This is a genomic window from Staphylococcus sp. HMSC34G04 (assembly GCF_001838765.1).
In the GTDB taxonomy this organism is placed as follows: domain Bacteria; phylum Bacillota; class Bacilli; order Staphylococcales; family Staphylococcaceae; genus Staphylococcus; species Staphylococcus epidermidis.
Window position 1 is genome coordinate 127,752 of sequence record NZ_KV838739.1, and the last position, 23,849, is coordinate 151,600.

At 30.8% G+C, this 23,849-nt stretch carries 24 protein-coding genes and 1 pseudogene; 18 read left to right on the forward strand and 7 right to left on the reverse strand.

The genetic code is table 11. The annotated features are described in order from the left end of the window. Positions 1-92 precede the first annotated feature (92 nt). Positions 93-776, reverse strand: coding sequence for an Ltp family lipoprotein (locus tag HMPREF3241_RS07405; RefSeq protein ID WP_002446335.1), 684 nt, complete (start codon positions 774-776; stop codon positions 93-95). 69 nt (positions 777-845) lie between these two features. Beyond that, the gene (locus HMPREF3241_RS07410) at positions 846-1,871 is read right to left on the reverse strand and encodes a threonine aldolase family protein (RefSeq protein ID WP_002458408.1); all 1,026 of its coding nucleotides are present in this window, start codon (positions 1,869-1,871) and stop codon (positions 846-848) included. A 313-nt stretch (positions 1,872-2,184) separates the two neighbouring features. Here HMPREF3241_RS07410 and HMPREF3241_RS07415 point away from each other — a divergent pair, with 313 nt between their 5' ends. The 6 genes from HMPREF3241_RS07415 (at position 2,185) to HMPREF3241_RS07440 (ending at position 7,388) form a co-directional block, all read left to right on the forward strand. Further along, on the forward strand, positions 2,185-2,382 hold the full coding sequence (locus HMPREF3241_RS07415) for a hypothetical protein (protein WP_002458409.1): 198 nt from the start codon (positions 2,185-2,187) through the stop codon (positions 2,380-2,382). 57 nt (positions 2,383-2,439) lie between these two features. Next, positions 2,440-3,912, forward strand: a complete 1,473-nt coding sequence (cls, locus tag HMPREF3241_RS07420) for a cardiolipin synthase (RefSeq protein WP_002446338.1) — start codon at positions 2,440-2,442, stop codon at positions 3,910-3,912. Between the two features lie 179 nt (positions 3,913-4,091). Next, a complete protein-coding gene (locus tag HMPREF3241_RS07425; RefSeq protein ID WP_070853573.1) occupies positions 4,092-4,961 on the forward strand; it encodes an ABC transporter ATP-binding protein in 870 nt (289 codons plus the stop codon). 2 nt (positions 4,962-4,963) lie between these two features. Next, the gene (locus HMPREF3241_RS07430; RefSeq protein WP_070853574.1) at positions 4,964-5,695 is read left to right on the forward strand and encodes an ABC transporter permease; all 732 of its coding nucleotides are present in this window, start codon (positions 4,964-4,966) and stop codon (positions 5,693-5,695) included. Then, positions 5,695-6,789, forward strand: coding sequence for a sensor histidine kinase (locus tag HMPREF3241_RS07435; protein WP_002446341.1), 1,095 nt, complete (start codon positions 5,695-5,697; stop codon positions 6,787-6,789). Before HMPREF3241_RS07430 ends, HMPREF3241_RS07435 begins: the two co-directional genes overlap by 1 nt. Continuing rightward, complete coding sequence (locus HMPREF3241_RS07440; protein WP_002474890.1) at positions 6,786-7,388, forward strand: response regulator transcription factor; 603 nt, start codon at positions 6,786-6,788, stop codon at positions 7,386-7,388. Before HMPREF3241_RS07435 ends, HMPREF3241_RS07440 begins: the two co-directional genes overlap by 4 nt. Positions 7,389-7,554: 166 nt before the next feature. Here HMPREF3241_RS07440 and HMPREF3241_RS07445 read toward each other — a convergent pair whose 3' ends face one another. Further along, entirely contained in the window at positions 7,555-7,743 is a 189-nt protein-coding gene (locus tag HMPREF3241_RS07445; protein ID WP_001829458.1) for a membrane protein, read from the reverse strand. A 164-nt stretch (positions 7,744-7,907) separates the two neighbouring features. Between HMPREF3241_RS07445 and HMPREF3241_RS07450 the strand changes: the two genes are divergently transcribed. Both HMPREF3241_RS07450 and HMPREF3241_RS07455 read left to right on the forward strand, forming a co-directional pair. Then, positions 7,908-8,444: a thermonuclease NucI gene (locus HMPREF3241_RS07450; RefSeq protein ID WP_002474894.1), complete on the forward strand. Its 537-nt coding sequence runs from the start codon at positions 7,908-7,910 to the stop codon at positions 8,442-8,444. A 417-nt stretch (positions 8,445-8,861) separates the two neighbouring features. Beyond that, a pseudogene (locus HMPREF3241_RS07455) lies at positions 8,862-9,187 on the forward strand (IS5/IS1182 family transposase); the annotation flags it as partial. 3 nt (positions 9,188-9,190) lie between these two features. Here HMPREF3241_RS07455 and HMPREF3241_RS07460 read toward each other — a convergent pair. Then, the gene (locus HMPREF3241_RS07460) at positions 9,191-10,063 is read right to left on the reverse strand and encodes a hypothetical protein (protein WP_002446345.1); all 873 of its coding nucleotides are present in this window, start codon (positions 10,061-10,063) and stop codon (positions 9,191-9,193) included. A gap of 326 nt (positions 10,064-10,389) precedes the next feature. Between HMPREF3241_RS07460 and HMPREF3241_RS07465 the strand changes: the two genes are divergently transcribed. Then, positions 10,390-10,989 carry a hypothetical protein gene (locus HMPREF3241_RS07465; protein ID WP_002446346.1) on the forward strand — a complete coding sequence of 200 codons (600 nt, stop codon included), beginning with the start codon at positions 10,390-10,392 and terminating at the stop codon, positions 10,987-10,989. A gap of 77 nt (positions 10,990-11,066) precedes the next feature. On the opposite strand, the gene HMPREF3241_RS07470 is transcribed toward HMPREF3241_RS07465, so the two are convergent. Continuing rightward, positions 11,067-12,443 carry an aspartate kinase gene (locus HMPREF3241_RS07470; protein WP_002446347.1) on the reverse strand — a complete coding sequence of 459 codons (1,377 nt, stop codon included), beginning with the start codon at positions 12,441-12,443 and terminating at the stop codon, positions 11,067-11,069. Positions 12,444-12,631: 188 nt separating this feature from the next. Here HMPREF3241_RS07470 and HMPREF3241_RS07475 point away from each other — a divergent pair, with 188 nt between their 5' ends. From HMPREF3241_RS07475 to HMPREF3241_RS07490, 4 genes are all read left to right on the forward strand, one after another. Then, on the forward strand, positions 12,632-13,912 hold the full coding sequence (locus HMPREF3241_RS07475) for a homoserine dehydrogenase (RefSeq protein WP_002446348.1): 1,281 nt from the start codon (positions 12,632-12,634) through the stop codon (positions 13,910-13,912). 5 nt (positions 13,913-13,917) lie between these two features. After that, positions 13,918-14,982 (forward strand): threonine synthase, encoded by a 1,065-nt coding sequence (gene thrC / locus HMPREF3241_RS07480; protein ID WP_002446349.1) that lies wholly within the window; start codon positions 13,918-13,920, stop codon positions 14,980-14,982. 1 nt (position 14,983) lies between these two features. Further along, entirely contained in the window at positions 14,984-15,904 is a 921-nt protein-coding gene (gene thrB / locus HMPREF3241_RS07485) for a homoserine kinase (RefSeq protein WP_002446350.1), read from the forward strand. A 62-nt stretch (positions 15,905-15,966) separates the two neighbouring features. Beyond that, positions 15,967-16,773, forward strand: coding sequence for a Cof-type HAD-IIB family hydrolase (locus HMPREF3241_RS07490; protein WP_002446351.1), 807 nt, complete (start codon positions 15,967-15,969; stop codon positions 16,771-16,773). Positions 16,774-17,099: 326 nt separating this feature from the next. Here the strand turns inward: HMPREF3241_RS07490 and HMPREF3241_RS07495 are convergent, their stop codons facing one another. Then, positions 17,100-17,414 (reverse strand): hypothetical protein, encoded by a 315-nt coding sequence (locus HMPREF3241_RS07495; protein WP_002446352.1) that lies wholly within the window; start codon positions 17,412-17,414, stop codon positions 17,100-17,102. 305 nt (positions 17,415-17,719) lie between these two features. Beyond that, positions 17,720-19,168: an amino acid permease gene (locus HMPREF3241_RS07500; protein ID WP_002446353.1), complete on the reverse strand. Its 1,449-nt coding sequence runs from the start codon at positions 19,166-19,168 to the stop codon at positions 17,720-17,722. A gap of 230 nt (positions 19,169-19,398) precedes the next feature. Between HMPREF3241_RS07500 and HMPREF3241_RS07505 the strand changes: the two genes are divergently transcribed. The 5 genes from HMPREF3241_RS07505 to HMPREF3241_RS07525 all read left to right on the forward strand — a co-directional run bounded on the left by HMPREF3241_RS07505 (position 19,399) and on the right by HMPREF3241_RS07525 (position 23,758). Further along, positions 19,399-20,913: a catalase gene (locus HMPREF3241_RS07505; protein ID WP_002446354.1), complete on the forward strand. Its 1,515-nt coding sequence runs from the start codon at positions 19,399-19,401 to the stop codon at positions 20,911-20,913. 89 nt (positions 20,914-21,002) lie between these two features. Continuing rightward, a complete protein-coding gene (gene rpmG / locus HMPREF3241_RS07510; protein WP_001831295.1) occupies positions 21,003-21,152 on the forward strand; it encodes a 50S ribosomal protein L33 in 150 nt (49 codons plus the stop codon). A gap of 166 nt (positions 21,153-21,318) precedes the next feature. Next, a complete protein-coding gene (rpsN, locus tag HMPREF3241_RS07515) occupies positions 21,319-21,588 on the forward strand; it encodes a 30S ribosomal protein S14 (RefSeq protein ID WP_070853576.1) in 270 nt (89 codons plus the stop codon). 153 nt (positions 21,589-21,741) lie between these two features. After that, positions 21,742-22,719 (forward strand): GMP reductase, encoded by a 978-nt coding sequence (guaC, locus tag HMPREF3241_RS07520; protein ID WP_070592663.1) that lies wholly within the window; start codon positions 21,742-21,744, stop codon positions 22,717-22,719. 13 nt (positions 22,720-22,732) lie between these two features. Continuing rightward, positions 22,733-23,758 carry a CAP domain-containing protein gene (locus HMPREF3241_RS07525; RefSeq protein ID WP_002446356.1) on the forward strand — a complete coding sequence of 342 codons (1,026 nt, stop codon included), beginning with the start codon at positions 22,733-22,735 and terminating at the stop codon, positions 23,756-23,758. Positions 23,759-23,849 lie beyond the last annotated feature (91 nt).

A 23,849-nucleotide genomic window follows, 5' to 3' on the forward strand; every position in this document is an offset into this window, starting at 1 on the left:
TTTCTATATTATTTTAATAGAAATTGTCTTTTGTTACTTATACTAAAACTTTATGCCCCGGACTCTTTAATGTTAAAACTCTTTCTTAATGATTACCTATCTAAATGATTCATTGCATATTGTGCTTCTTCAGGAGTAAATCCTTCTCCATTTTCTGAAACGAGTTGATCATATAACGCTTGATTAGAAATGTTTATATTTTTTACGTAACTTTTTGCTAATCTCAATGCATTCTTTTTATAATCTACACTGATATGGTCAACAGCATACTGTGCTACGTCTGCCGGATATTTCTCTCCGTATTCCGAAGTTAATTGTTTGTATAAACTTTTCTTAGAGATAGGTAATGAATTTGCATATGATTTTGCTTGTGCTATAGCTGCATTTTGTTCGCTAGTTGGAGAAGCTACTTCATCATTTGCGTTATTGTTTTGATCTTTTGTGTTTTGCTTTAAGTTCACAGAGTTTTGTTTGTCTTTGTGTATTGATTTTTCAATATTTTTATTTCTAGTTGTTTTTACATTATTTATATCAGACTTTTCTTTCATAGTTGATGCATGTTCTGTTTGATTTGGTTTGTTTTCATTTAATAGACTAACTTGAAATAAAACTGTTAAAACTAAACCAATAGTATAGACTGATGAAACAACCAATTTCAACCAAATTTTCCAATGCGCATACCTCCACATTAGAAAGAGACCTAATGGAAAAATAAATAGCAATGTGAGAATAATAAACCAAGATTTTTGGTACCACGATTGTCGTTCTTGTTGCATAGCATAGTCCTCCTGACTATATTCTTAGCTGCCTGTAGTGATACAGTTTTTATAACTTCATTTTGTACTTTATATTAGTTTAAGTAATTGATTAACATTTTCTTCAGTAGTGGCCCAACTTGTCGCGAAGCGTACTACACGATGTTGATTATCATATTTCTCCCAAACTGCGAATTTTACCTTTTGTTTTAGTTCTTCAATTTTATCGTTACTTAAAATAAAAAATTGTTGGTTGGTTGGTGAATCAAAATAGACTTGATACCCTTTATCTATAAATCCTTTTTTTACCTTTTCAGCCATTTCAATAGCATGTCGACTTATATCAAAATATAAATCATCAGTGAATAATTCTAGAAATTGAACACCAGTTAGACGGCCTTTTGCTAATAAAGCACCATGATGTTTTATAATTGTAGTGAAGTTTTTAGGTTCATTTTGTTTAGTGAATACGATTGCTTCACCACAAAGTGCTCCAATCTTAGTACCGCCTATGTAAAACACATCACAGTATTTTGCAACATCTTCGATAGTTACATTAGTGTGATTGCTCATAAGGCCATAACCTAAACGTGCACCATCCATAAATAGTGGAATCTGATGTCTACGGCAAACTCTAGATAAAGATTGTAATTCCTCTTTAGTGTATAAAGTTCCGTATTCGGTTGGATGTGAAATATAGACCATCCCTGGATACACCATGTGTTCTTTTTTAAAATCACTTTCAAAAGTTTCTATATAATTCTCAACATCTTGAGCAGTAATTTTACCTTCTTGGGAGGGTATGGTTAGAACTTTATGTCCACTGAATTCTATAGCACCACCTTCATGGACTGCCACATGTCCTGTATCAGCGGATATAACTCCTTCATAACTATCAAGCATTGAGTTAATAACTACTTGATTGGTTTGCGTACCACCTACTAAAAATCGAATGGTAGCATCTGGACAGTCAATACGTTGTCTAATTTTATCTGCAGCTTGTGCCGAAAAGTCATCGAAGCCATATCCAGCAGCTTGTATTCGATTTGTCTCTACTAATCGATTTAAAACTTTTTCATGTGCACCTTCTAAATAATCATTTTCAAATGAAATCACAAGCGTTCCCTCCAATGTTAAATCGATATTTATTAATTTATTCGATGAAAAGTGTTGATTAGCTCTCAATTAGAAAAGATTTCAATCAATTAAAAGAGGAGCAATAAAGACATTGATGTGAATCTAGACTAATAAAATTTCTGAATATTCAATCGAATGTAATTTATTATACATCAATACCATTTAAATTAAAATATATTCTGTTCAAGATAATGAACGTTTGATTTATAAAAGATAATTCCTCTAAATTAATTGAAATTTTGTATGAAAAGTTCTATGATTTAATCAATATAATGAAAGGGGTATGGGATTTATGCAACAAATAAAATTTAAAACTTTAACTGAGGAAACACTGGAGAGCTTAGAGAAAAGTGTTAATTCGTTTTTGAAGTCTCAAGAGGGTAATGGTTATAAATTATTAAACATTACCATTAAACAAATCGAAGAACGTGCATTTCCGCATAATGACGAGGACTTTAATGCTATTTTAACATTGGTAACTGAAGTATAGTTCGGTAAATCGGCAACTAAATTTTCTTGGTGAAAGACTGAATAGGAGTATTTAGTAATGAATTTTGGATTTTTGGGCACCATTTTAACTATATTGTTAGTACTTGGGTTTATAACTAATATAGTACTGGCATTTGTCATCATTTTCCTTGAACGTGATCGACGTACTGCCAGTTCAACATGGGCGTGGTTATTCGTATTATTCGTTCTTCCTGTCATTGGATTTATTTTGTATTTATTTTTAGGACGAACGGTTTCCAAGAAAAAGATGGAAAAAAATAACGGTGATGAATTACATGCATTTGAAGATTTAGTTCAAGACCAAATCGACAGTTTTGATAAACACAATTATGGTTATATCAATGATCAAGTCATAAAACACCGTGATTTAATTCGTATGTTGTTAATGAAACAAGATGCCTTTTTAACAGAAAATAATAAAATTGATTTATTTACAGATGGTCATAAGCTTTATGAAAAAGTACTTGAGGATATTTACAATGCTCAAGACTATATACATCTAGAGTACTATACCTTTGAACTTGATGGATTAGGTAAAAGAATCTTAGATGCACTTGAAACAAAACTTAGAGAAGGTTTAGAAGTTAAACTGTTGTATGACGATGTTGGTTCTAAGAAGGTTAGATTATCAAAATTTAAACATTTCAGAGCATTAGGTGGAGAAGTTGAAGCATTTTTCCCTTCGAAAGTACCTTTAATCAATTTTAGAATGAATAATCGAAATCATAGAAAGATTATCATTATAGATGGACAAATTGGTTACATTGGCGGTTTCAATGTTGGCGATGATTATTTAGGATTAGGTAAGTTAGGTTACTGGAGAGACACACATACACGTGTTCAAGGTGAAGGCATCGATGCACTACAATTAAGATTTATTTTAGACTGGAATTCACAGTCGCATCGTCCACAATTTAAATTTGATCAAAAGTACTTCCCTAAAAAAAATGGAGACAAAGGGAACACAGCTATTCAAATCGCTTCTAGTGGACCTGCATTTGATTTACATCAAATAGAATATGGTTATACAAAAATGATAATGAGCGCTAAAAAGTCTATTTATCTACAAAGCCCTTATTTTATTCCAGACCAATCATACATTAATGCATTAAAAATGGCTGCTAATAGTGGTGTTGAAGTAAACCTTATGATTCCGTGTAAACCTGACCATCCATTCGTTTATTGGGCTACATTTTCAAATGCAGCTGATTTACTAGATAGCGGAGTTAATATTTACACTTATCAAAATGGATTTATTCACTCTAAAATATTAATGATTGATGATGAAATTTCTTCAATTGGTAGTGCAAACATGGACTTTAGAAGTTTTGAGCTGAATTTCGAAGTGAACGCATTTATATATGATGAAGATATTGCTAAACAGTTACGTCAAGCATTTGAAAAAGATATTGAGCAATCTAAATTACTTACAAAAGAAGAATACAACAAGCGCCCATTATCAATTAAATTTAAAGAAGGACTAGCAAAATTAATATCTCCAATTTTATAAAATTTCAAAATACCCTCGTTTAAATGAACGAGGGTATTTTTTAAAAACAATAAATATATTATGTAAACTTTTATGCACGATATGACAAATGTCATTGTTAATTAATGACATTCGGTACTAATATCACTCACTTAAACTTGCTAAATTATAAGTAACATTAATCAAGGGGTGTGACGATAGTGATTGAACTACGACATATTTCTAAATCTTTCAAGAAACATAAAGTTTTAGAAGATATAAGTATTAATATAAAAAATAATTGTTGTACGGCATTAATAGGTAAAAATGGAGCAGGTAAGTCAACGTTAATTGATATTATCGTTGGAAATAATCACTATGATAGTGGTCAAATCGCTGATAAATCAAATTTGTTAAATAGACATAAGATGGGTATTCTTTTTCAAAAAACAGAGTTTCCTAAATACATAAAGATTTGCGAATTATTACATTTATATCAATCCTTTTATCAAACGTTTATTTCTTTTCATCAGTTTAAAGAAATCACACAATTTAGTGACCGTCAAATGGATCAGTTTGCATGTAATTTATCAGGCGGACAGCAGAGGATTTTAGATTTTGCTTTAGCATTGGTGGGTAAACCTGAACTGTTAATTTTAGATGAGCCTACGTCAGGTATGGATGTAGAAATGCGTCAACATTTTTGGAATGTTATAGAAAAATTAAAAATGAATAACACTACGATACTATATACTTCTCATTACATTGAAGAAGTTGAAAGAATGGCTGATCAAGTAATGATGTTAGATAAAGGTAAAATTCAATTAGATGATGCACCAGATAATATAAAAAGGAATCAAAGTTATTCTGTAATTCGAATTCCATGCAAATATCAAGAACTTATCAATCAACTGAAACATAAATACGAAATTGAATTAATAAAAAATAAATATGAAATAAAAACAACTGATGTGAGTGATGTTTTACAATTATTGAAACAACATCATGTCAATTTCAATCTTATTGAAATTCTTAAAACGTCTTTATTAGAAGTCATGTTTTCTAATGATAAGTCTAAAGGAGGGAAATAACAGTGATATCAACATTTTTTAAAATAGAATTAAAGATTATATTTAGAAAGAAATTGTATTTAGTTGTGTCCATATTCCTACCTGTCGTGTTTTATTTATTATTTACTTCTATATTGGACATGCCAGAAGAAGCAAAACTTAAGTTTTATAAAGAGTATATGTATAGTATGACAGTATTTAGTTTAATGAACTTTTGTCTATTGTCATTTCCATTAGATTTGATTGAAGAGCGAAATCAAGGTTGGTATAAACGGTTAATGGTGACCCCATTATCATCATTTCAATATTATTTAGTTAAAATTAGTAAGACAATGTGTCAGTTTTTAATAGCAATTATTATTATTTTTTCAGTAGCTCATTTTTACAAAGATGTTCACATGACTGTTTTTCAATGGATATTCTCTGCATTAACTTTATGGATTGGTGTTAGTTTATTTTTGACTTTAGGATTGATTATCGCTCAACTCAATGATATTCAAAAAGCAAGTAGTTTTGCCAATTTACTTAATATTACACTAGCTATATTAGGAGGTTTATGGTTTCCAGTAAACACGTTTCCTGATTGGCTTCAGTCGATTTCTAAACACATGCCAACATATAATTTAAAGCTACTTGCTATAGATTTAGCGCAAGATAAAGTGGTGAATATAGAAGCGATTGGCTATCTCATAGTCTATAGTATAATCTTTTTGAGTATTGCTTTATTCATGAATAAGAAAGGAGATGTATCCTAATGGAATCAAGAAGTTGGGGAGCGAGAATAGGGGAATTAAGTACTTTAATATATTTAATATTTCCGATTTTAGCTATATTTGTTGACAAACGTGGTAACTTATTCACTTATTTAATTGTTTGTACTATTTTTATAATCAGCTATGTGACGATGATTTTATTTTATAAACACCTTAGTGATAGTATTTTATATTCATTACTGGTTATTCATTATTTAGGAATCTTTTATTTTGTCTATAGTGTCAATCCTATGAATAGTTTGTTTTTCTTCTATAGTGCATTCGCCTTACCTTTTATTTTTAATGTTCGTGTTGTATCAAAAGAATTTATAACCTTTTTAATAGCTATGATAAGTTGCTTAATACTAACTTATATATTTAATCCAACATTTGTGGTTCCATTAAGTGCATTTTATTTGGTTATATTAATTGTTGCTGTAGGTAATTTTAAAAATAGAGACGAACGAATTATGAAAGCTAAACTTGATGAAAAGAATAAGTATATTAATGTATTAATAGCTCAACAAGAGCGTAATAGAATAAGTCAAGATCTTCATGATACATTAGGACATGTATTTGCTAGTCTTACTTTGAAGTCTGAATTAGCTGTTAAACTCATAGATACTTATCCAGAAAAAGCAAAAAATGAAATGCAGGCAATAAATCAACTTTCAACAGAAACCTTAAATAAAGTTAGACTCATTATTGATGATTTGAAGATACAATCTTTTGAAGATGAAATTTCATCATTGGAAAACTTATTGCAAAATGCTAATCTAGATTTTAAATTTAACAATAAAAGTGCGGCTAAATCATTAAACCCAGCGAAACAATCAATATTATCTATGATTTTTAGAGAAGCAATTAATAATGTTATTAAACATGCACATGCGACTGAAGTAAAAGGTGAATTGGAGGTACATGAGCATCAAATCATTTTAAAAATTAAAGATAATGGTGTGGGAATAGAAAATGAGAATGCTTCAAATTTGAAAAGTATTAAAAAACGTGTAGATTATTTAAATGGTAAATTAATTGTACAATCAAATAATGGAACACTTATTATTGTTGAAATACCTAGAGGTGATTTATTATGATATCGCTTGTCATAACTGAGGATCAATTGATGTTAAGAAAAGCTATGGTACAACTGATAGAAATGCATGAAGAAATGAATGTACTAAAAGATTTTGAAAATGGTGTAGAAGCACTCGAGTTTATTGAAAATAATGAACCCAATGTAGCCATTTTAGATATTGAAATTCCGGGTATAACAGGCTTGGAAATCTTATCTTATGTAAGAAAAAAACAACTCAATACAAGAATAATCATAGTGACTACATTTAAACGTCCAGGTTATTTTGAAAAAGCCGTAGCAAATGATGTTGATGCTTATGTACTAAAAGAGCGTTCAATTGATGATTTAATTAAAACTATTTATAAAGTGACAAAGGGTGAGAAGGAATATAGCCCTTCGCTCATGACGTCATTGTTTACTGAATCGAATCCATTAACTCATAAAGAACAAGTTGTTTTAAGAGAAATAGGCAATGGATTAAGTAGCAAAGAGATTGCTAACAAATTGTATTTATCAAACGGGACCGTGCGTAACTATACTAGTACTATTATAGACAAAATGAATTCAGATCATCGTTTCGAGGCATGGAAAAAAGCAAATGAAAAGGGTTGGATTTAATTAATAAGAGTCCACCATTCATAATTGAGGCAGACTCTATAAAATTAAATCAATCTAACAATTATCATTACTATAAAGTTTTGATAAATAAAACTTTGTAGTGAGACAAAGTTACTGAGTGCATGATGTTTAATTTTAAACTATATATACTAAATATTATCCTATTTTAATTCTTTTTTTTACGACGAAATGATTGAATTAGGTAGACGATAAAACCAACGAACATACCTAAAAATACTGACCCCACTAAACTCACGATTAAGGGTAGTTTAAAGACAATTTGTAGTACGACACCAACAATTATTGCTACTATGACGGCAATGATTGTTATTTTATTTTCATTAGACGTATCCATTTCTTTCACTCCTAACATCATGTATTATATCATGCTCTTATAATTTGGAAAGCGAGATTGTAATTATATAAATTTGATTACTTGTAATAGTATGAAATCATTTGACGTTGGATCAAATTTTCTTTAGTATTAATCGGGATATTAAGTGAAATAAGGTGACATTATTGAAATCTAAGAAAATGTCATCGCTTTTTGTAGTAGCGATGATAGGAATACTTGTTATTATTTTTCAGTTTGTAAACCATTCTGGACCGTTTAGTGGTTCAGAATCTCAACATCAATCAGAAAAATCTAATTTAAATGGTAAAGACAAAGTATATGTGAAACGAGTTGTAGATGGTGATACATTTGTTGCTCAAAAAAATGGAGAGGAAATTAAAGTCAGATTAATTGGTGTAGATACGCCAGAGACTGTTAAGCCTAATACGCCAGTTCAACCCTATGGTAAACAAGCATCTAATTATACGAAGAAGTATCTCACGCATCAAAATGTTTATTTAGAATATGATAAAGAAAAAACTGATAGGTATGGTCGTACTTTGGCGTACGTATGGTTAAAAAATGGAGATATGTTTAACGAATCATTGGTGAAAAAAGGTCTAGCCAGAGAAAAGTATTTTTCTCCAAACGGAAAATATAGGGATACCTTCGTAAACGCTCAAGAAGAGGCAAAAAAGAGAAATTTAAATATTTGGAGCTAGTAGCGATAATTTAGAGTCTGATATTGAGTGAAAATATAAAAATTCATTTGTTATATCAATAAGTAGAAACTCAGTTGAACCATTTTGTTTTGCAACGTTTTCTTATTCTAGCTAAAGAGATTAGAATAAAAAAAGAGTGATAATTAGTAGATTTCAACTACGTTTCTGATTAGTGTTTCAATAAAGTAGAAATTAGGATATCTACTTCTTAGTCTAGTGAAAAACATTATGTTTTAAAAAGATTTCTAATGTAAACTGATACGGTTTATAATTAAGTTTATTTATTCATGAAATAATTGCTATAAGTGTTGTCATATAAATGTGTGCTATGACTACTGAATCGTATTAAAACGTTAAAATTAAAAATATATATGACAACATTGTTGATAATAGATAATTTAATAAGTTGAAATGTAAAATTACAATTTAAGCTATCTTAAAATTCAAATTGGGATGAGATTTCTTATTAGAAGAAACGTTTGCAGTTAAAGAAATTTGATGCGAAACTTGTTGATGGATTTACGAAAGTTATTTTGAGTTTTATTTGTATGTCGGTTCGAAACGTAACTAAAGTCAAAAGAGAACTAGGATTTGTGCTAATGGCACTTAATATAAGAAAAGTAACAGCTCAACGAGCTGAAAATAATCAAAAAAATTATAAAAAAGACAATTTCTATATTATTTCAATAGAAATTGTCTTTTTTTATTTATCTTGGAACTTTATGTCCCAGCCTCTTTTTTGAATTTTAATTATTCATATGTTGTTTAAAGCTTTCAGAAATTTCTTCGATTTGTTTATCAGTAAGGGGGTGCTTAGATAAATCGATAGCATCCTCAATTACTTTTTCAAGTGATATCGGAGTAGATACGGTGTCAACATATTTATCACTCTCGTCGGATCCTTCAATAATATTAACGCTACCATCACTAAAGTAGATGACGCCAATACTTTGAATTTTAAAATTATAATCATTTTCAATTTTATCTTTTAATGCTTTTGCATTGTTTGCAGCTTTATCGTATGGATCGTGGTCATAAAATTCATATATTACACGATTATCCTGTAAAATCTCAATAAAAGTATAGACACCAGAACGTGTAGTTTTAAACTGACTATGATATCGATTGCTAATATAATGTCCGACAACCTTTTCGGTATTATATTGTGGTTGTCCTTCTTCAAGATGTTGATCTGGCACATCAAAATGATAGAACGTTTTTTGGTTCCAATTTTTAACATCCACATTTATCAAACCAACATCAGTAATGATAATAAAATCGAATGAACGTGCATATTCGAAAAGGGGATGTTTAACAGCCAAATTACTCGTAGGAACAATTGTAAATGATCGTAAACGACCCTCTTCTTTAAATCGATTTAATATTTTTCTTAATTCACGCTTGGCGTTTTTAAAAGCGTGCTGACCGACGTCATTGTTTGTACTTAACATTTGGTTTTTCAACGATAAATTTTCTTCACTTAAAGTTGAATTTTTAGAGATTAATTGATTTCTAGCATATTCTTCTGTTTCAATCCTATCTTTCATAAATTTTTGATTAAGAACCATAGCCATAATCAAAATAATAATTATTATAGATAAGATAATTGTTAAAGACATTACTACTCACCCAAATCTTTTAATATAATAAATTCTATTTGCAAGATAAATTATAAACTTCTTAAATTTTGAGTTCAATGAAAAGGAGAGGGGAAATGTGTTTTATCAAATAGTAGTGACGAAATATTTACATATCAATTAATTTTTCGTGAATTTTTATGAGAGCCCTATCATATGCGAAGCAAATAGTGATACAGTAACTTTTTATGAAAATAATTTTATTGAAAATAAAATAAATTTTACTAAATGTTCACATTTATTTGTTTGATAAGTGAAAAAAAGAATGTATAATTAACTATGAAAGCGCTTGCTCTAGGGGTGGTAACATGTACGTTAAAGAAGAAAAACCAGTGAATAAAATAGTCGAAATTTTAAGGAAAACATCATCTCATTTATTCAAATTTCACGGCGAGGTAGCGATGCATCTATTTCTAAATGATGATTTTATATTACCATCGAAAGTAGATATTTGTGTTGAGCGCAAAAAGTTATTGGAAATTATCAGAGTGATTCCTGAAGAATTTACGATTCATTATTATGATGAACAGCTAAATGAAAGATTAAGAGAATCTTTATCTTTATCAGATGTTGAACATGTTAAAATATTTAAAAACGATACAGAAGTCATGACAATATTTGTTTATGATGTTGTAAATGATGAATGGCTATTTAGGCTAGATCATCATATACGTTTACCTAAAAATAATATATATTTTCATTCTTTAAGTTGGAACGTAGATTATATCAAGCCAGAAATAGTTCTTATGTATGATTTAATGAGTGAACAAAAATATCATCAGTTTAGTAATTATAAAGCTGTTATTGATTCTCTTAGTTATTATCAATTCTATATTTTAAAATTAGTAGTAGGTGAACAGCGTATTAAAAAGGCTATAGTAAATAGTTCGGCTAAAAAGATATCTTAAAAAGATTTCTACATCATTGATACAGAGTTAATAAATTTACTTTATGTATTGAAAGTGATGTAGAAATCTTTTTTATTTTATTTACACAAATTTTTTAAACAAACGCCGTTGTAACAAAATTCGTACGTAGATAATACTGCTTTCTCAGCATCTGCTTCATGAATTCCAAACATCATTGAAATTTCAGAAGCACCTTGGTTTATCATTATTAAATTAATGTTTGATTCTGAAAGGGCGTGAGTAATTTTACTAGCTGTACCAACAACTTGACTCATACCTTCACCAACAATCATTAGTACTGCTAAATCATGGTCGATACTTAATTCATCAACTTCACAACGTTTGCGTATGGCATTAAGAACTTGACTTTCTTTACCTTGAATTTGATTTGTACGCATGATAATACTTATGTTATCAATACCGGAAGGCATGTGGTCAAATGATATATTAAATTCTTCTAAAACGCCAAGAATCTTTCGTGTAAATCCAACTAATCTATTCATTAAATATTTTTTAATATTAATTACAGTAAAGCCTTTATCACAACTAATTCCACTAATGACATTTTTAGAATCAATTTCACGGTCATGTAAAATGTATGTCCCTTTATCATTCGGACGATTAGTATTTTTGATAACTACCGGAATTCGATCTTTGTATAAAGGTTGTAGGGCTTCATCGTGAAAAACTCCAAATCCTGCATAAGATAGCTCTCGCATTTCCCTATAAGTTATTTCCTCAATGAGTTCAGGATTATTTATGATATTTGGATTAGCTTTATATATTCCTGATACATCAGTGAAGTTTTCATAAAGTGAGGCTCGAACGCCACGTGCTATGATAGCGCCAGTTATGTCAGAACCACCACGTGGAAACGTAACGATATAATTTTGTTTTGAGACTCCGAAAAAACCAGGAATAATTAGTTTTTCATCATAATCACGCAATTTGTATATATCATTATATGCGGAATCTAAAATTTGAGCCTGTTGTGGTAGATCAGTTACGGTTAATCCAGCTTCTTTAGGAGAAATATAACGAGTAGGAATACCTTGACTATTATTATATTGGGCTATTAATTGAGCATTAAAATTTTCGCCACAAGACAATAAAGCATCATATAAACGGTTAGGTTTGTCAGAAAGATCTTTAATATATTCCTCTAAAGTATCATTAATTGTTATTAGAATGTCATTTCCTATACCTAATTCTTCTACTATATCAGCATATCTTTGAATAATTTCTTGTTTTTTACTTTCATAATTTAATTTATTAAGTACTTTTTCATAGAGACGAATTAATAAATCAGTAGTTTTAATGTCGTCATTATGCCTTTTTCCTGGAGCTGAAACGATAATGATTTTACGTTCAGGATCTTCATTCACAATAGTTAATACTTTTTTAATTTGTTCTGCAGTTGACACAGAACTTCCACCAAACTTAGCAACTTTCATAATTTTCCTACCTTTCTAAAAAATCAGAAAATTTTATTTAGTTTTCTGATTAAGCATGGTAATATAGATTTATATTTTCAATATTAAGAACTTTACAAAAATTTAGAATGATTTTATACTAAACCATTATCTAGTATTTTTCAACAGTACAATTGTTTTTCTCAAAAGCACAAACGGAGGTAATTTACATGAAAGAGTTAAATATCGCATTACTTGGTTTGGGAACTGTCGGATCAGGTGTTGTAAAGATTATTGAAGAGAATAGACAACAGATTAAAGACACCATCAATAAGGATATTGTCATTAAACATATTCTAGTCCGAGATAAATCTAAGAAACGTCCGTTAAATATTAGTCAATATCATCTTACAGAAGATATTAATGACATCTTAAATGACAATTCTATTGATATAGTCGTTGAAGTTATGGGTGGTATTGAACCTACTGTTGATTGGTTAAGAACAGCCCTTAAAAATAAAAAACATGTGATTACAGCAAATAAGGATTTACTAGCTATCCATTTAAAATTGTTAGAAGACTTAGCTGAAGAAAATGGCGTCGCTCTTAAATTTGAAGCAAGTGTGGCAGGTGGTATCCCTATTGTCAATGCTATTAATAATGGACTGAATGCAAATAATATTTCTAAATTTATGGGAATATTTAATGGAACTTCTAACTTTATTCTCTCAAAAATGACTCATGAACAAACAACTTTTAAAGATGCGTTAGAAGAAGCACAAAGATTAGGATTTGCTGAAGCTGATCCAACAGATGATGTAGAAGGTGTAGATGCTGCAAGAAAGGTAGTTATTACATCTTATTTATCTTTTAACCAAGTCATTAAACTTAATGATGTTAAATTGGTAGGAATTAGTGACATAACATTAGCAGACATCAATGCAGCAAGCGCATTAAATTATAAAATTAAATTAATAGGTAAAGGTACATATGAAAATGGATATGTGAATGCTTCAGTGGAACCGACACTGATACATAAGAATCACCAACTTGCAGCTGTAGAGAACGAATACAATGCAATATATGTTATAGGTGATGCTGTTGGCGATACAATGTTTTATGGTAAAGGTGCAGGTAGTTTAGCAACAGGAAGTGCAGTTGTAAGTGACTTATTAAATGTGGCACTTTTCTTTGAATCAAACTTACACACTTTACCACCTCATTTTGAATTAAAGACAGAGGAAACGAAAGAAATGATGGATGGTGCAGAACCAGTGGTTATTCAAGAGAAATCTAATTACTATATAGTAATTAGTCACAGTCATAAATCTTTGGAGAAAGTTGAATATGACATAAAAAAGAAATTACCATTTCATAAATCGTTGCAACTCGTTGAGAGGGATCAAGATACCTATGCAATTATTGTTACTGGAATAGAAACATCTCCAGAAAAAGTTTTAAATCAATCAGGATTTAATGTCAAGAAAGTTTATCCTGTAGAGGGAGTTTAATAATTATGAAAAGATGGCAAGGATTAGTTAAAGAATTTAAAGAATATTTACCAGTCAATCAATCTACACCGGCACTAACACTAAATGAAGGACATACACCACTTATTTATTGTGAAAATCTTTCTCAAAAATTAGATATTCAATTATATGTTAAATATGAAGGAGCAAACCCGACTGGCTCATTTAAAGATCGTGGTATGGTTATGGCTGTAACAAAGGCAAAAGAACAAGGGAAAAAAGTTGTTATTTGTGCTTCTACTGGTAATACTTCAGCATCAGCAGCTGCTTATGCTGCAAGAGCTGGTTTAAAAGCAATTGTTGTAATCCCTGAAGGTAAAATAGCATTGGGTAAATTATCACAAGCAGTTATGTATGGTGCAGAAATTGTGTCTATAGAAGGAAACTTCGATGAAGCACTTGAAATTGTCAAAGAGATTGCTGAAGAAAATGATGAAATTGAATTAGTTAATTCTGTTAATCCATTTAGAATTGAAGGACAAAAGACAGGTGCCTTTGAAATTGTTGAACAGTTAGATGGTCAAGCCCCTGACATTTTAGCAATACCAGTGGGAAATGCAGGTAATATAACTGCTTATTGGCAAGGATTTGTTGAGTATCATAATAAAAAGAATACTCAATTACCACAAATGTTTGGCTTCCAAGCAGAAGGAGCATCTCCAATTGTTCAAAATAAAATAATCAAAAATCCAGAAACAATAGCTACAGCTATTCGAATAGGGAATCCTGCTAGTTGGCAAAAAGCTGTTAATGCACTCGATGAATCAAACGGTTTAATTGATAGTGTGACAGATGAAGAAATTTTAGAAGCTTATCAATTAATGACAACAAAGGAAGGTGTTTTTAGTGAACCAGCGAGTAATGCTTCAATTGCAGGTCTAATCAAACTTCATCGCTCTGGTAAGTTACCTAAAGGTAAAAAGATAGTAGCAATATTAACTGGGAATGGACTTAAAGATCCTGACACAGCTATTTCTCTTTTAGATAATCCTATCCAACCTTTACCCAATAATAAAGAAAGTATAATCAGATATATCAAAGGGGCAATCTAGTATGGAGGAAGTTTTAAAACTCAAAATCCCTGCATCAACCGCGAATCTAGGCGTAGGATTTGACTCAATTGGTATGGCATTGGATAAATATTTGCATATGTCTATACGTAAGATTGAAAAATCTAATTGGGATTTTCAATATTATAGTTCAGAACTAGAAGGTTTACCTAAAGATGACAATAATTATATTTATCAAACTGCTGTAAATGTTGCGCGTAAATACAATGTTACACTCCCAAACTTGCAAATCGAAATGAGAAGTGATATTCCATTAGCTAGAGGATTAGGTTCATCTGCCTCTGCATTAGTCGGGGCTCTTTTTATTGCTAATTACTTTGGTAATATTCAATTATCTAAATACGAATTGTTACAGCTAGCGACTGAAATTGAGGGACACCCTGATAATGTAGCACCTACAATATATGGAGGTTTGATTGCAGGTTTTTATAATCCAATAACTAAAATAACAGATGTTGCTAGAATAGAAATTCCGCACGTAGATATAATTTTAACTATACCTCCATATGAGCTTCGCACTGAAGACTCTAGAAGGGTATTACCCGATACATTTTCACATAAAGGTGCTGTGCAAAATAGTGCCATTAGTAACACTATGATTTGTGCTCTCATTCAGCACAAATATAAACTTGCTGGAAAGATGATGGAACAAGATGGTTTTCATGAACCATATAGACAACATCTTATTCCAGAATTCAATCAAGTACGTCAACTATCACGTCAACATGATGCATATGCAACCGTTATAAGTGGAGCTGGACCTACGATACTCACTCTTTGTCCAAAAGAAAAAAGTGGTAAATTAGTTAGAACACTACGTGAGAAAATTAATAATTGTGCTTCAGAACTAGTAACAATTAATGAAATGGGTGTTAAAGAGGAAGTAGTGTACCTAAAGTCCTAAATTATTCTAAAATATAGTTAAGAATAAACTTTTAATAACTCTTGAAAGGAGTTCTATACTATATGACTCAGTATAAAATGGTAGTTTTAGATATGGATGATACTTTAATGAACAGTGATAATAAATTGTCCATTGAGACAAAATCTTACTTATTAGATATTCAAAAGCGTGGTTATTATGTGGTATTGGCCTCTGGTCGTCCAACAGAAGGTATGTTACCTACTGCGAGAGATTTAGAGTTAAATAAATACAATAGCTTCATTATTAGTTATAATGGAGGTAAAACTATAAATATGGCTAATGAGAATGTAGAGGTCGATCAGCCTGTTTCAAAAGAAAATTTCGATAATATTGTAGATTATTGTAGAGATAAGAACTTTTTAGTACTTACTTATGATAATGGATATATCATTCACGATAGTAGTCATGAATACATGAACATAGAATCACAACTTACCGGATTAACTATGAATCGTGTTGCTGATTTGAAGGAATATATTAATCATAGTGTGCCTAAAGTTATGGGTGTGGATTATGTAAGTCATATTACTGAGGCACGTATTGAATTGGATGGTAACTTCAATAAAGACATTGATGTGACAACGAGTAAGCCTTTTTTCCTAGAGTTTATGGCAAAGAATGTTTCGAAGGGAAACGCAATAAAAGCACTTTGTAAAAGATTACAAATTCCTCTAGAAGAAGTCATAGTATTCGGGGATAGTTTGAATGATAAGTCAATGTTTGAAGTTGCTGGATATTCTGTAGCAATGGGAAATGCTAGCGATGAACTCAAGAAAATTGCTGACGAAGTAACTTTAGATAATAATTCTAATGGTATTCCTTATGCATTAAAAGAAATTTTGGTTTAAAGCATTATTTCAATGAATTAGTGTGAAAATTAATAATTTTAAGGTTAATTGAAACTGACTTCTCTGCCTATGAGTGGTAAGTCATAAAACAACGTCGATATAAATATAAGTAAGAACTTTTCATGTTAATATATTATATGAGTCTGTGACATAATTCCTAGAAAAATAGCCCGTAAATGAATTTTCAAAATTTATTTACGGGCTTCTTTATTCATTATATAAGTTAGATAATTAATCTTCATCCATGCCAATGAATATATTTAAATTTTTGTTTACTTTTCCTTTTCTTTCAAATCAATTAAAAATCGACATTTTTAATTGATTTGCTATTTCGCAGTATGTGTCCAGTCATGTTTCCCTTTAAAGCGTTTAACATGTGCATAGACTTGATCTGCAGCATAATCTAGATTTGTATAAACTGTAATACTATATGCTGATTGATTGACACCAAAAGGTTCTTCAAGAAATACTTCTTTAAGATGAGAGAAAAGGTCATTCATTTGCGTGTGCTCTAAGCTTGGATATTCTCTCAAAGTCCGTTTTAAGAGCTTACCATTTTTTTCTTCAAGTGCTTGAACAACTATAACAAAGCGTTCCTCTTTCTTTATAACATCATCGAATAAATTTGTTTGTCCAACCATGTTATCCACCTCTATACCATTTTATTATCTTTATTATACATTATAAGTTTTAATCATAAAATAACGAAAATTTATGTACGGTATTAAATCATAAATAAGAAGGTGAACAAAATTCCTATCGAATTCGAAGCTCCAACACAGTCTATAGTCACGATGTATATTTTCAGTAAAAATTAAGTATGAAGTACTCTTTAGCATCGAGGATATTGATATTGAAAGTGATGTAAGCATTTTGGGGTCAACTATCAATTACTAATATTAAGAAGGCCTGTGACAAATACACACGTCACAGGCCTTCTTAATAATTAATTCTTGTAATTATGCGGAGTTAAATCTATTTCTTCCAGTTTGACAAAATGTGTCCGTTTGATTAATTTATGAGCAATATAGATGATTGCTAGAATAAATAATGGTGTAAAGTTTCGAATGACACCTAAAATATCACCAGATGCGATACTACCAAAGGAACTACCTAATAATAAGAATAATAATGTGAAAAGGACAATAATAGGTCCTACTGGGTAAAAAGGTGCTTTATATGGCAACAGTTTATCTGGATTTTTACCCTGTTTTTTAATTGCTTGTCTTAATCTAATTTGTGACCAAATACTAGATCCCCAAACGACAATAACCATAGATCCTATGATATTTAATAAGTTAAATACAGCATTAGCATTAAAATTAGCATAAACAATGACTAATACAATAATAATATATGTTGTAATTAATGCACGCATAGGTAATTTAGTCTTATCATTGAGTTTTCCAAAGAATTTAGGTGCTTGTTTATCAGCACTTAAAGAAAATAGCATTCTACTTGTTGTATAAATACCAGAGTTAGCTGCTGATAATAATGATGTTAAGATAACAGCATTGATGACTGATGCAGCAAAAGCGATTCCTATTCTATCGAAAACAATTGTAAACGGACTTTGTGATACAGACTCACTTTCATTAAGTAAAAGTGGGTCCGTATATGGAATGATGGCAGCTATCACAGCTATAGACAATACGTAAAAGAGTAATATTCTCCAAAATACCTGTTTGATAGCTTTAGGCATTGATTTTTCAGGATTATTTGATTCACCAGCTGTTACTGCAACTACTTCAGTACCACCAACTGAAAATCCAGCAACTAAAAGAACGCTTAATATGCCTGATATTCCACCGACAAAAGGTGCTTGACCTTTTGTATAATTCTCAAAGCCATATGTATGACCACCAAGAATACCGAAAATCATCATAATTCCAAAAATAATAAATACTATTATAGTAATGACTTTGATAAGTGATAACCAAAACTCAGTTTCTCCAAAAGCTTTAACAGAAAAAATATTAATTAAAAACAACAGAGTTAAAAAAATTAAGCTCCATGTAAGTGGATTTAAAACTTTAAATACATCCCAATATTGTAATACATTGGAAGCAACAATGATATCTACACTTGTTACAAGTGACCACATACCCCAATACAACCAACCCATTGTAAAACCAAGTGACGAATCAACAAATCTGGTAGAGTATGAACTAAAAGAACCAGAAACCGGATAGAAAGTTGCTAATTCTCCTATTGATGACATTAAAAAATAAAGCATGATACCAATTAGTATATAAGCTAATATAGCTCCTCCCGGACCAGCTTGAGAAATGACACTTCCAGTTGCCACAAAAAGTCCAGTACCTATAGCGCCACCTATAGCTATCATGGATATATGTCTCGAATTGAGACCACGTTTCATATTATTATCTTCCATATGCCGTCTCCCATCTATCTTAAAATATATCCTTCATTTTAATCTTTTTAAAGATACTATTCAATAACTTTTTAGTACTTTAAAGCGTAATTGTTAAATTTTTCTGATATTTCTTATATTTTTCTAACAATAACTTTAAAATAAGTTTATTTGCTATCGGAAAAGGGTTTAATTAAAATGGGTACTACATAGTAATCAATATTAAATATAAAGGTGAGGGGGAGCTTGCTATGTCAAAACAGGATGGAAAATTAACTGGACTTTTTGGTGCTCCAGTTTCGGATAGAGAAAATAGTATGACAGCAGGACAACGTGGACCATTATTAATGCAGGACGTTTATTATTTAGAACAAATGTCTCACTTCGATAGAGAAGTGATTCCTGAACGTCGTATGCATGCGAAAGGTTCAGGTGCATTTGGAACGTTCACAGTTACAAATGACATCACACAATATACAAATGCGAAAATATTCTCAGAAGTCGGAAAACAAACAGAGATGTTTGCACGTTTTTCTACCGTATCAGGAGAACGTGGAGCAGCAGATTTAGAACGTGATATACGTGGGTTTGCTTTGAAATTCTACACTGAAGATGGAAACTGGGATTTAGTAGGTAACAATACGCCAGTTTTCTTCTTTAGAGATCCTAAACTATTTATTAGTTTGAATCGTGCTGTAAAACGAGATCCACGTACAAATATGAGAAGTGCACAAAATAACTGGGACTTTTGGACAGGTCTCCCTGAAGCATTGCATCAAGTGACAATATTAATGTCAGACAGAGGTATGCCAAAAGGATTCCGAAATATGCATGGATTCGGATCTCATACGTATTCTATGTATAATGATAAAGGTGAACGTGTATGGGTTAAATATCATTTCCGTACACAACAAGGAATTGAAAACTATACTGACGAGGAAGCAGCTAAAATTGTAGGTATGGATAGAGATTCTTCACAGAGGGATTTATATAATGCTATCGAAAATGGAGATTATCCAAAATGGAAAATGTACATTCAAGTTATGACAGAGAAACAAGCTAAAAATCATCCAGACAATCCTTTTGATTTAACAAAGGTATGGTATAAAAAAGACTATCCACTGATTGAAGTGGGAGAATTTGAGTTGAATCGTAATCCTGAGAATTATTTTCTTGATGTAGAGCAGGCAGCGTTTGCGCCTACAAATATTGTTCCTGGGTTAGATTATTCACCAGATAAAATGCTACAAGGACGTTTATTCTCATATGGAGATGCCCAACGTTATCGTTTAGGAGTTAATCATTGGCAGATTCCTGTCAATCAACCTAAGGGAGTTGGAGTTGAGAACTTGTGTCCATTTAGTCGTGATGGACAAATGCGTTTCTTAGATAATAACCAAGGTGGAGGCCCACATTATTATCCTAATAATCAAGGTATATATGAGTCACAGCCTGAACACAAGAAGCCACCATTCCCGACAGATGGTGATGGTTATGAATATAATTATCGCCAGGATGATGACAATTACTTTGAACAGCCAGGTAAATTATTCAGATTACAGTCCGAAGATGCAAAAGAGCGTATCTTCACAAATACAGCTAATGCAATGGATGGGGTCTCTAAAGATGTCAAAGTTCGCCACATTCGCCACTGCTATAAAGCTGATCCAGAATATGGGAAAGGTGTAGCAAAAGCTTTAGATTTTGATATCAATCAAATTGATTTAGAGACAAACCAAGACGAAACATATGAAAACTTTAAATAATCTAAAATTCATAGATTGCTTACCACTGAATTTTATGATACAATCTTAAATCGTAAGAATTCCTAACAACATTAGAAAGGGTGTTTAACGTGCGCGTAAATATTACATTAGCCTGCACAGAGTGTGGCGATCGTAACTATATTACTACTAAAAATAAACGTAATAATCCTGAACGCATTGAAATGAAAAAATATTGCCCAAGATTAAATAAATATACGTTACATCGTGAAACAAAATAATTACTTATCTTTCAAATACGACAATTTGAAACGAAAACTCTCCTTAACTCATAGGGGAGTTTTTTTAGTTTATACATAGATAGAAGGATTTTCACTTGTATATTTTGAAATATATGTTATTCTATAAAACGTAATAATTACGATTTATAGAAAGAGGTTATAATATATGGCGAAAAAATCTAAAATAGCAAAAGAGCAAAAAAGACAAGAATTAGTAAATCAATATTACGAGTTACGTAAAGAATTAAAAGCAAAAGGAGACTACGAAGCATTAAGAAAGTTACCAAGAGATTCATCTCCAACTAGACTAACTAGAAGATGTAAAGTAACTGGTAGACCTAGAGGTGTGTTACGTAAGTTTGAAATGTCTAGAATTGCATTTAGAGAACATGCGCATAAAGGTCAAATTCCAGGTGTAAAAAAATCTAGTTGGTAAAAATTTACTACTTAGGTCCATTTACAATAGAAGAAAAACAATGTACATTTAAAAAGGATGAATAATATGAATGATTTTTACAAAATTAAAGGTATTATTCGTATATTGAATAAATATTTTGAAGATTAATTCTATTGTAAGGGGTTAAAAAAGATGAAAATTTTTGATTATGAAGATATACAATTAATTCCCAATAAATGTATTGTTGGAAGTAGATCTGAGTGTAATACTTCGGTTAAATTTGGGCCTCGTACTTTTAAATTGCCAGTTGTTCCAGCAAACATGCAAACAGTCATGAATGAAGAACTTGCGCAATGGTTTGCAGAAAACGATTATTTTTATATCATGCATAGATTTAATGAAGAAAATAGAATTCCATTTATAAAAAAAATGCATCATGAAGGGTTATTTGCTTCTATTTCTGTTGGTGTTAAAGAAAACGAATTTAATTTTATTGAAAAATTAGCTTCTTCATCGCTCATACCAGAATATATAACAATTGATATTGCTCATGGTCACTCAAATTCAGTTATAAATATGATTAAGCATATAAAAAAACATTTACCAAATAGTTTTGTGATAGCTGGAAATGTTGGGACTCCTGAAGGAGTAAGAGAACTTGAGAATGCTGGTGCAGATGCTACAAAAGTAGGTATTGGTCCAGGAAGAGTATGTATTACTAAAATTAAAACTGGATTTGGTACAGGAGGTTGGCAACTTTCTGCGTTAAACCTTTGTAATAAGGCAGCTAGAAAACCTATTATTGCAGATGGAGGGTTAAGAACCCACGGTGATATAGCCAAATCAATTCGTTTTGGTGCCTCTATGGTGATGATTGGGTCTTTGTTTGCTGCCCACGAGGAATCACCGGGTGAAACCGTCGAGCTAGATGGCAAAAAATATAAAGAATATTTTGGTAGTGCCTCAGAATATCAAAAAGGTGAACATAAGAACGTTGAAGGTAAAAAAATGTTTGTAGAACACAAAGGATCTCTTAAAGATACGCTTACTGAAATGGAACAAGATTTACAGAGTTCAATTTCATATGCAGGAGGAAAGGACTTGAAGTCATTAAGAACAGTTGATTACGTCATAGTTAGAAATTCAATTTTTAATGGTGATAGAGATTAGTAAAAAGTAGTAGGTGAATACAATTAAAAGATTTCTTTTATTGATTACAGTTTTACTTTGCATCGTTATTTTTACGCCAGTCAAAGAAACTACTTTTATGATAAAAGCTCAAAATGATATACGTCATCAAATTAATCGATGGATTGATTCTGATTCAAATGACGATAATACTCAATTAGCGATTCCTAAAAAACAAGAATTTGCAATCAACAATATACAGATGAATATGACTAGAAAAGATGTTGAAGCACAGTTGGGACGGCATAAGCGTATGACTTCGAGTGTGTATGGCACAAATTGGTACACATATTATTCAAATGATTATAATCAATTTTTGATGGTGAGTTATATTAACAATCATGTTAATGCATTGTATACAAATCAAAATCTTATTTCATCTAAATCTCAAATTAAGTATGATACTCCTAAAGATGTTGTTAGGGAAAGATATGGGTCCCCGATTCAAGTTATAAAAAAAGGAAAAGTTGGTTTTGATGTAAAAAGTAATGAGTATGATGTTTTCCATAAAGACCATATTTATACCACAGTATTTTATGATAAACACAGAGATAATGGTGTGAAGTCATTATTACAAGTGAGTGAGAAAATGGAAAATCGTTTAAGATATCAATATGGTAGACCATCTAAATTACTTGCAAAGAGTTTTGAGTTGCAAAATTTTGACATTGTTAATGCTGAAAGAAAACAACATGGCTTAAAAACATTAGATTATTCCAAGGATGTTTCTCATACTGCGCGTAAGCATAGTATTGACATGGTTAAGCATAATTACTTTGACCATGTAAATGAAAAGAAACTTTCTCCTTTTGATAGATTAAAAAAAGATGGAATCGAATTTAAAGCTGCTGGAGAAAATTTAGCATATGGACAATTGAATAGTATCTATGCACATGAAGGTTTGATGAATTCATTGGGGCATAGAAAGAATATTTTAAACACTCATTTTGATTATTTAGGCGTAGGTGTATATTTCAATGATCGAAGACAACCCTTTTGGACTGAAAATTATACAAGTTAAATGTTTATATATATGACTTATGGGTATAAATAGTCCGTAAGGATGTAGATAAATATGAAGCAAAAAAGTAAAAAGCAAACTGATATACTTG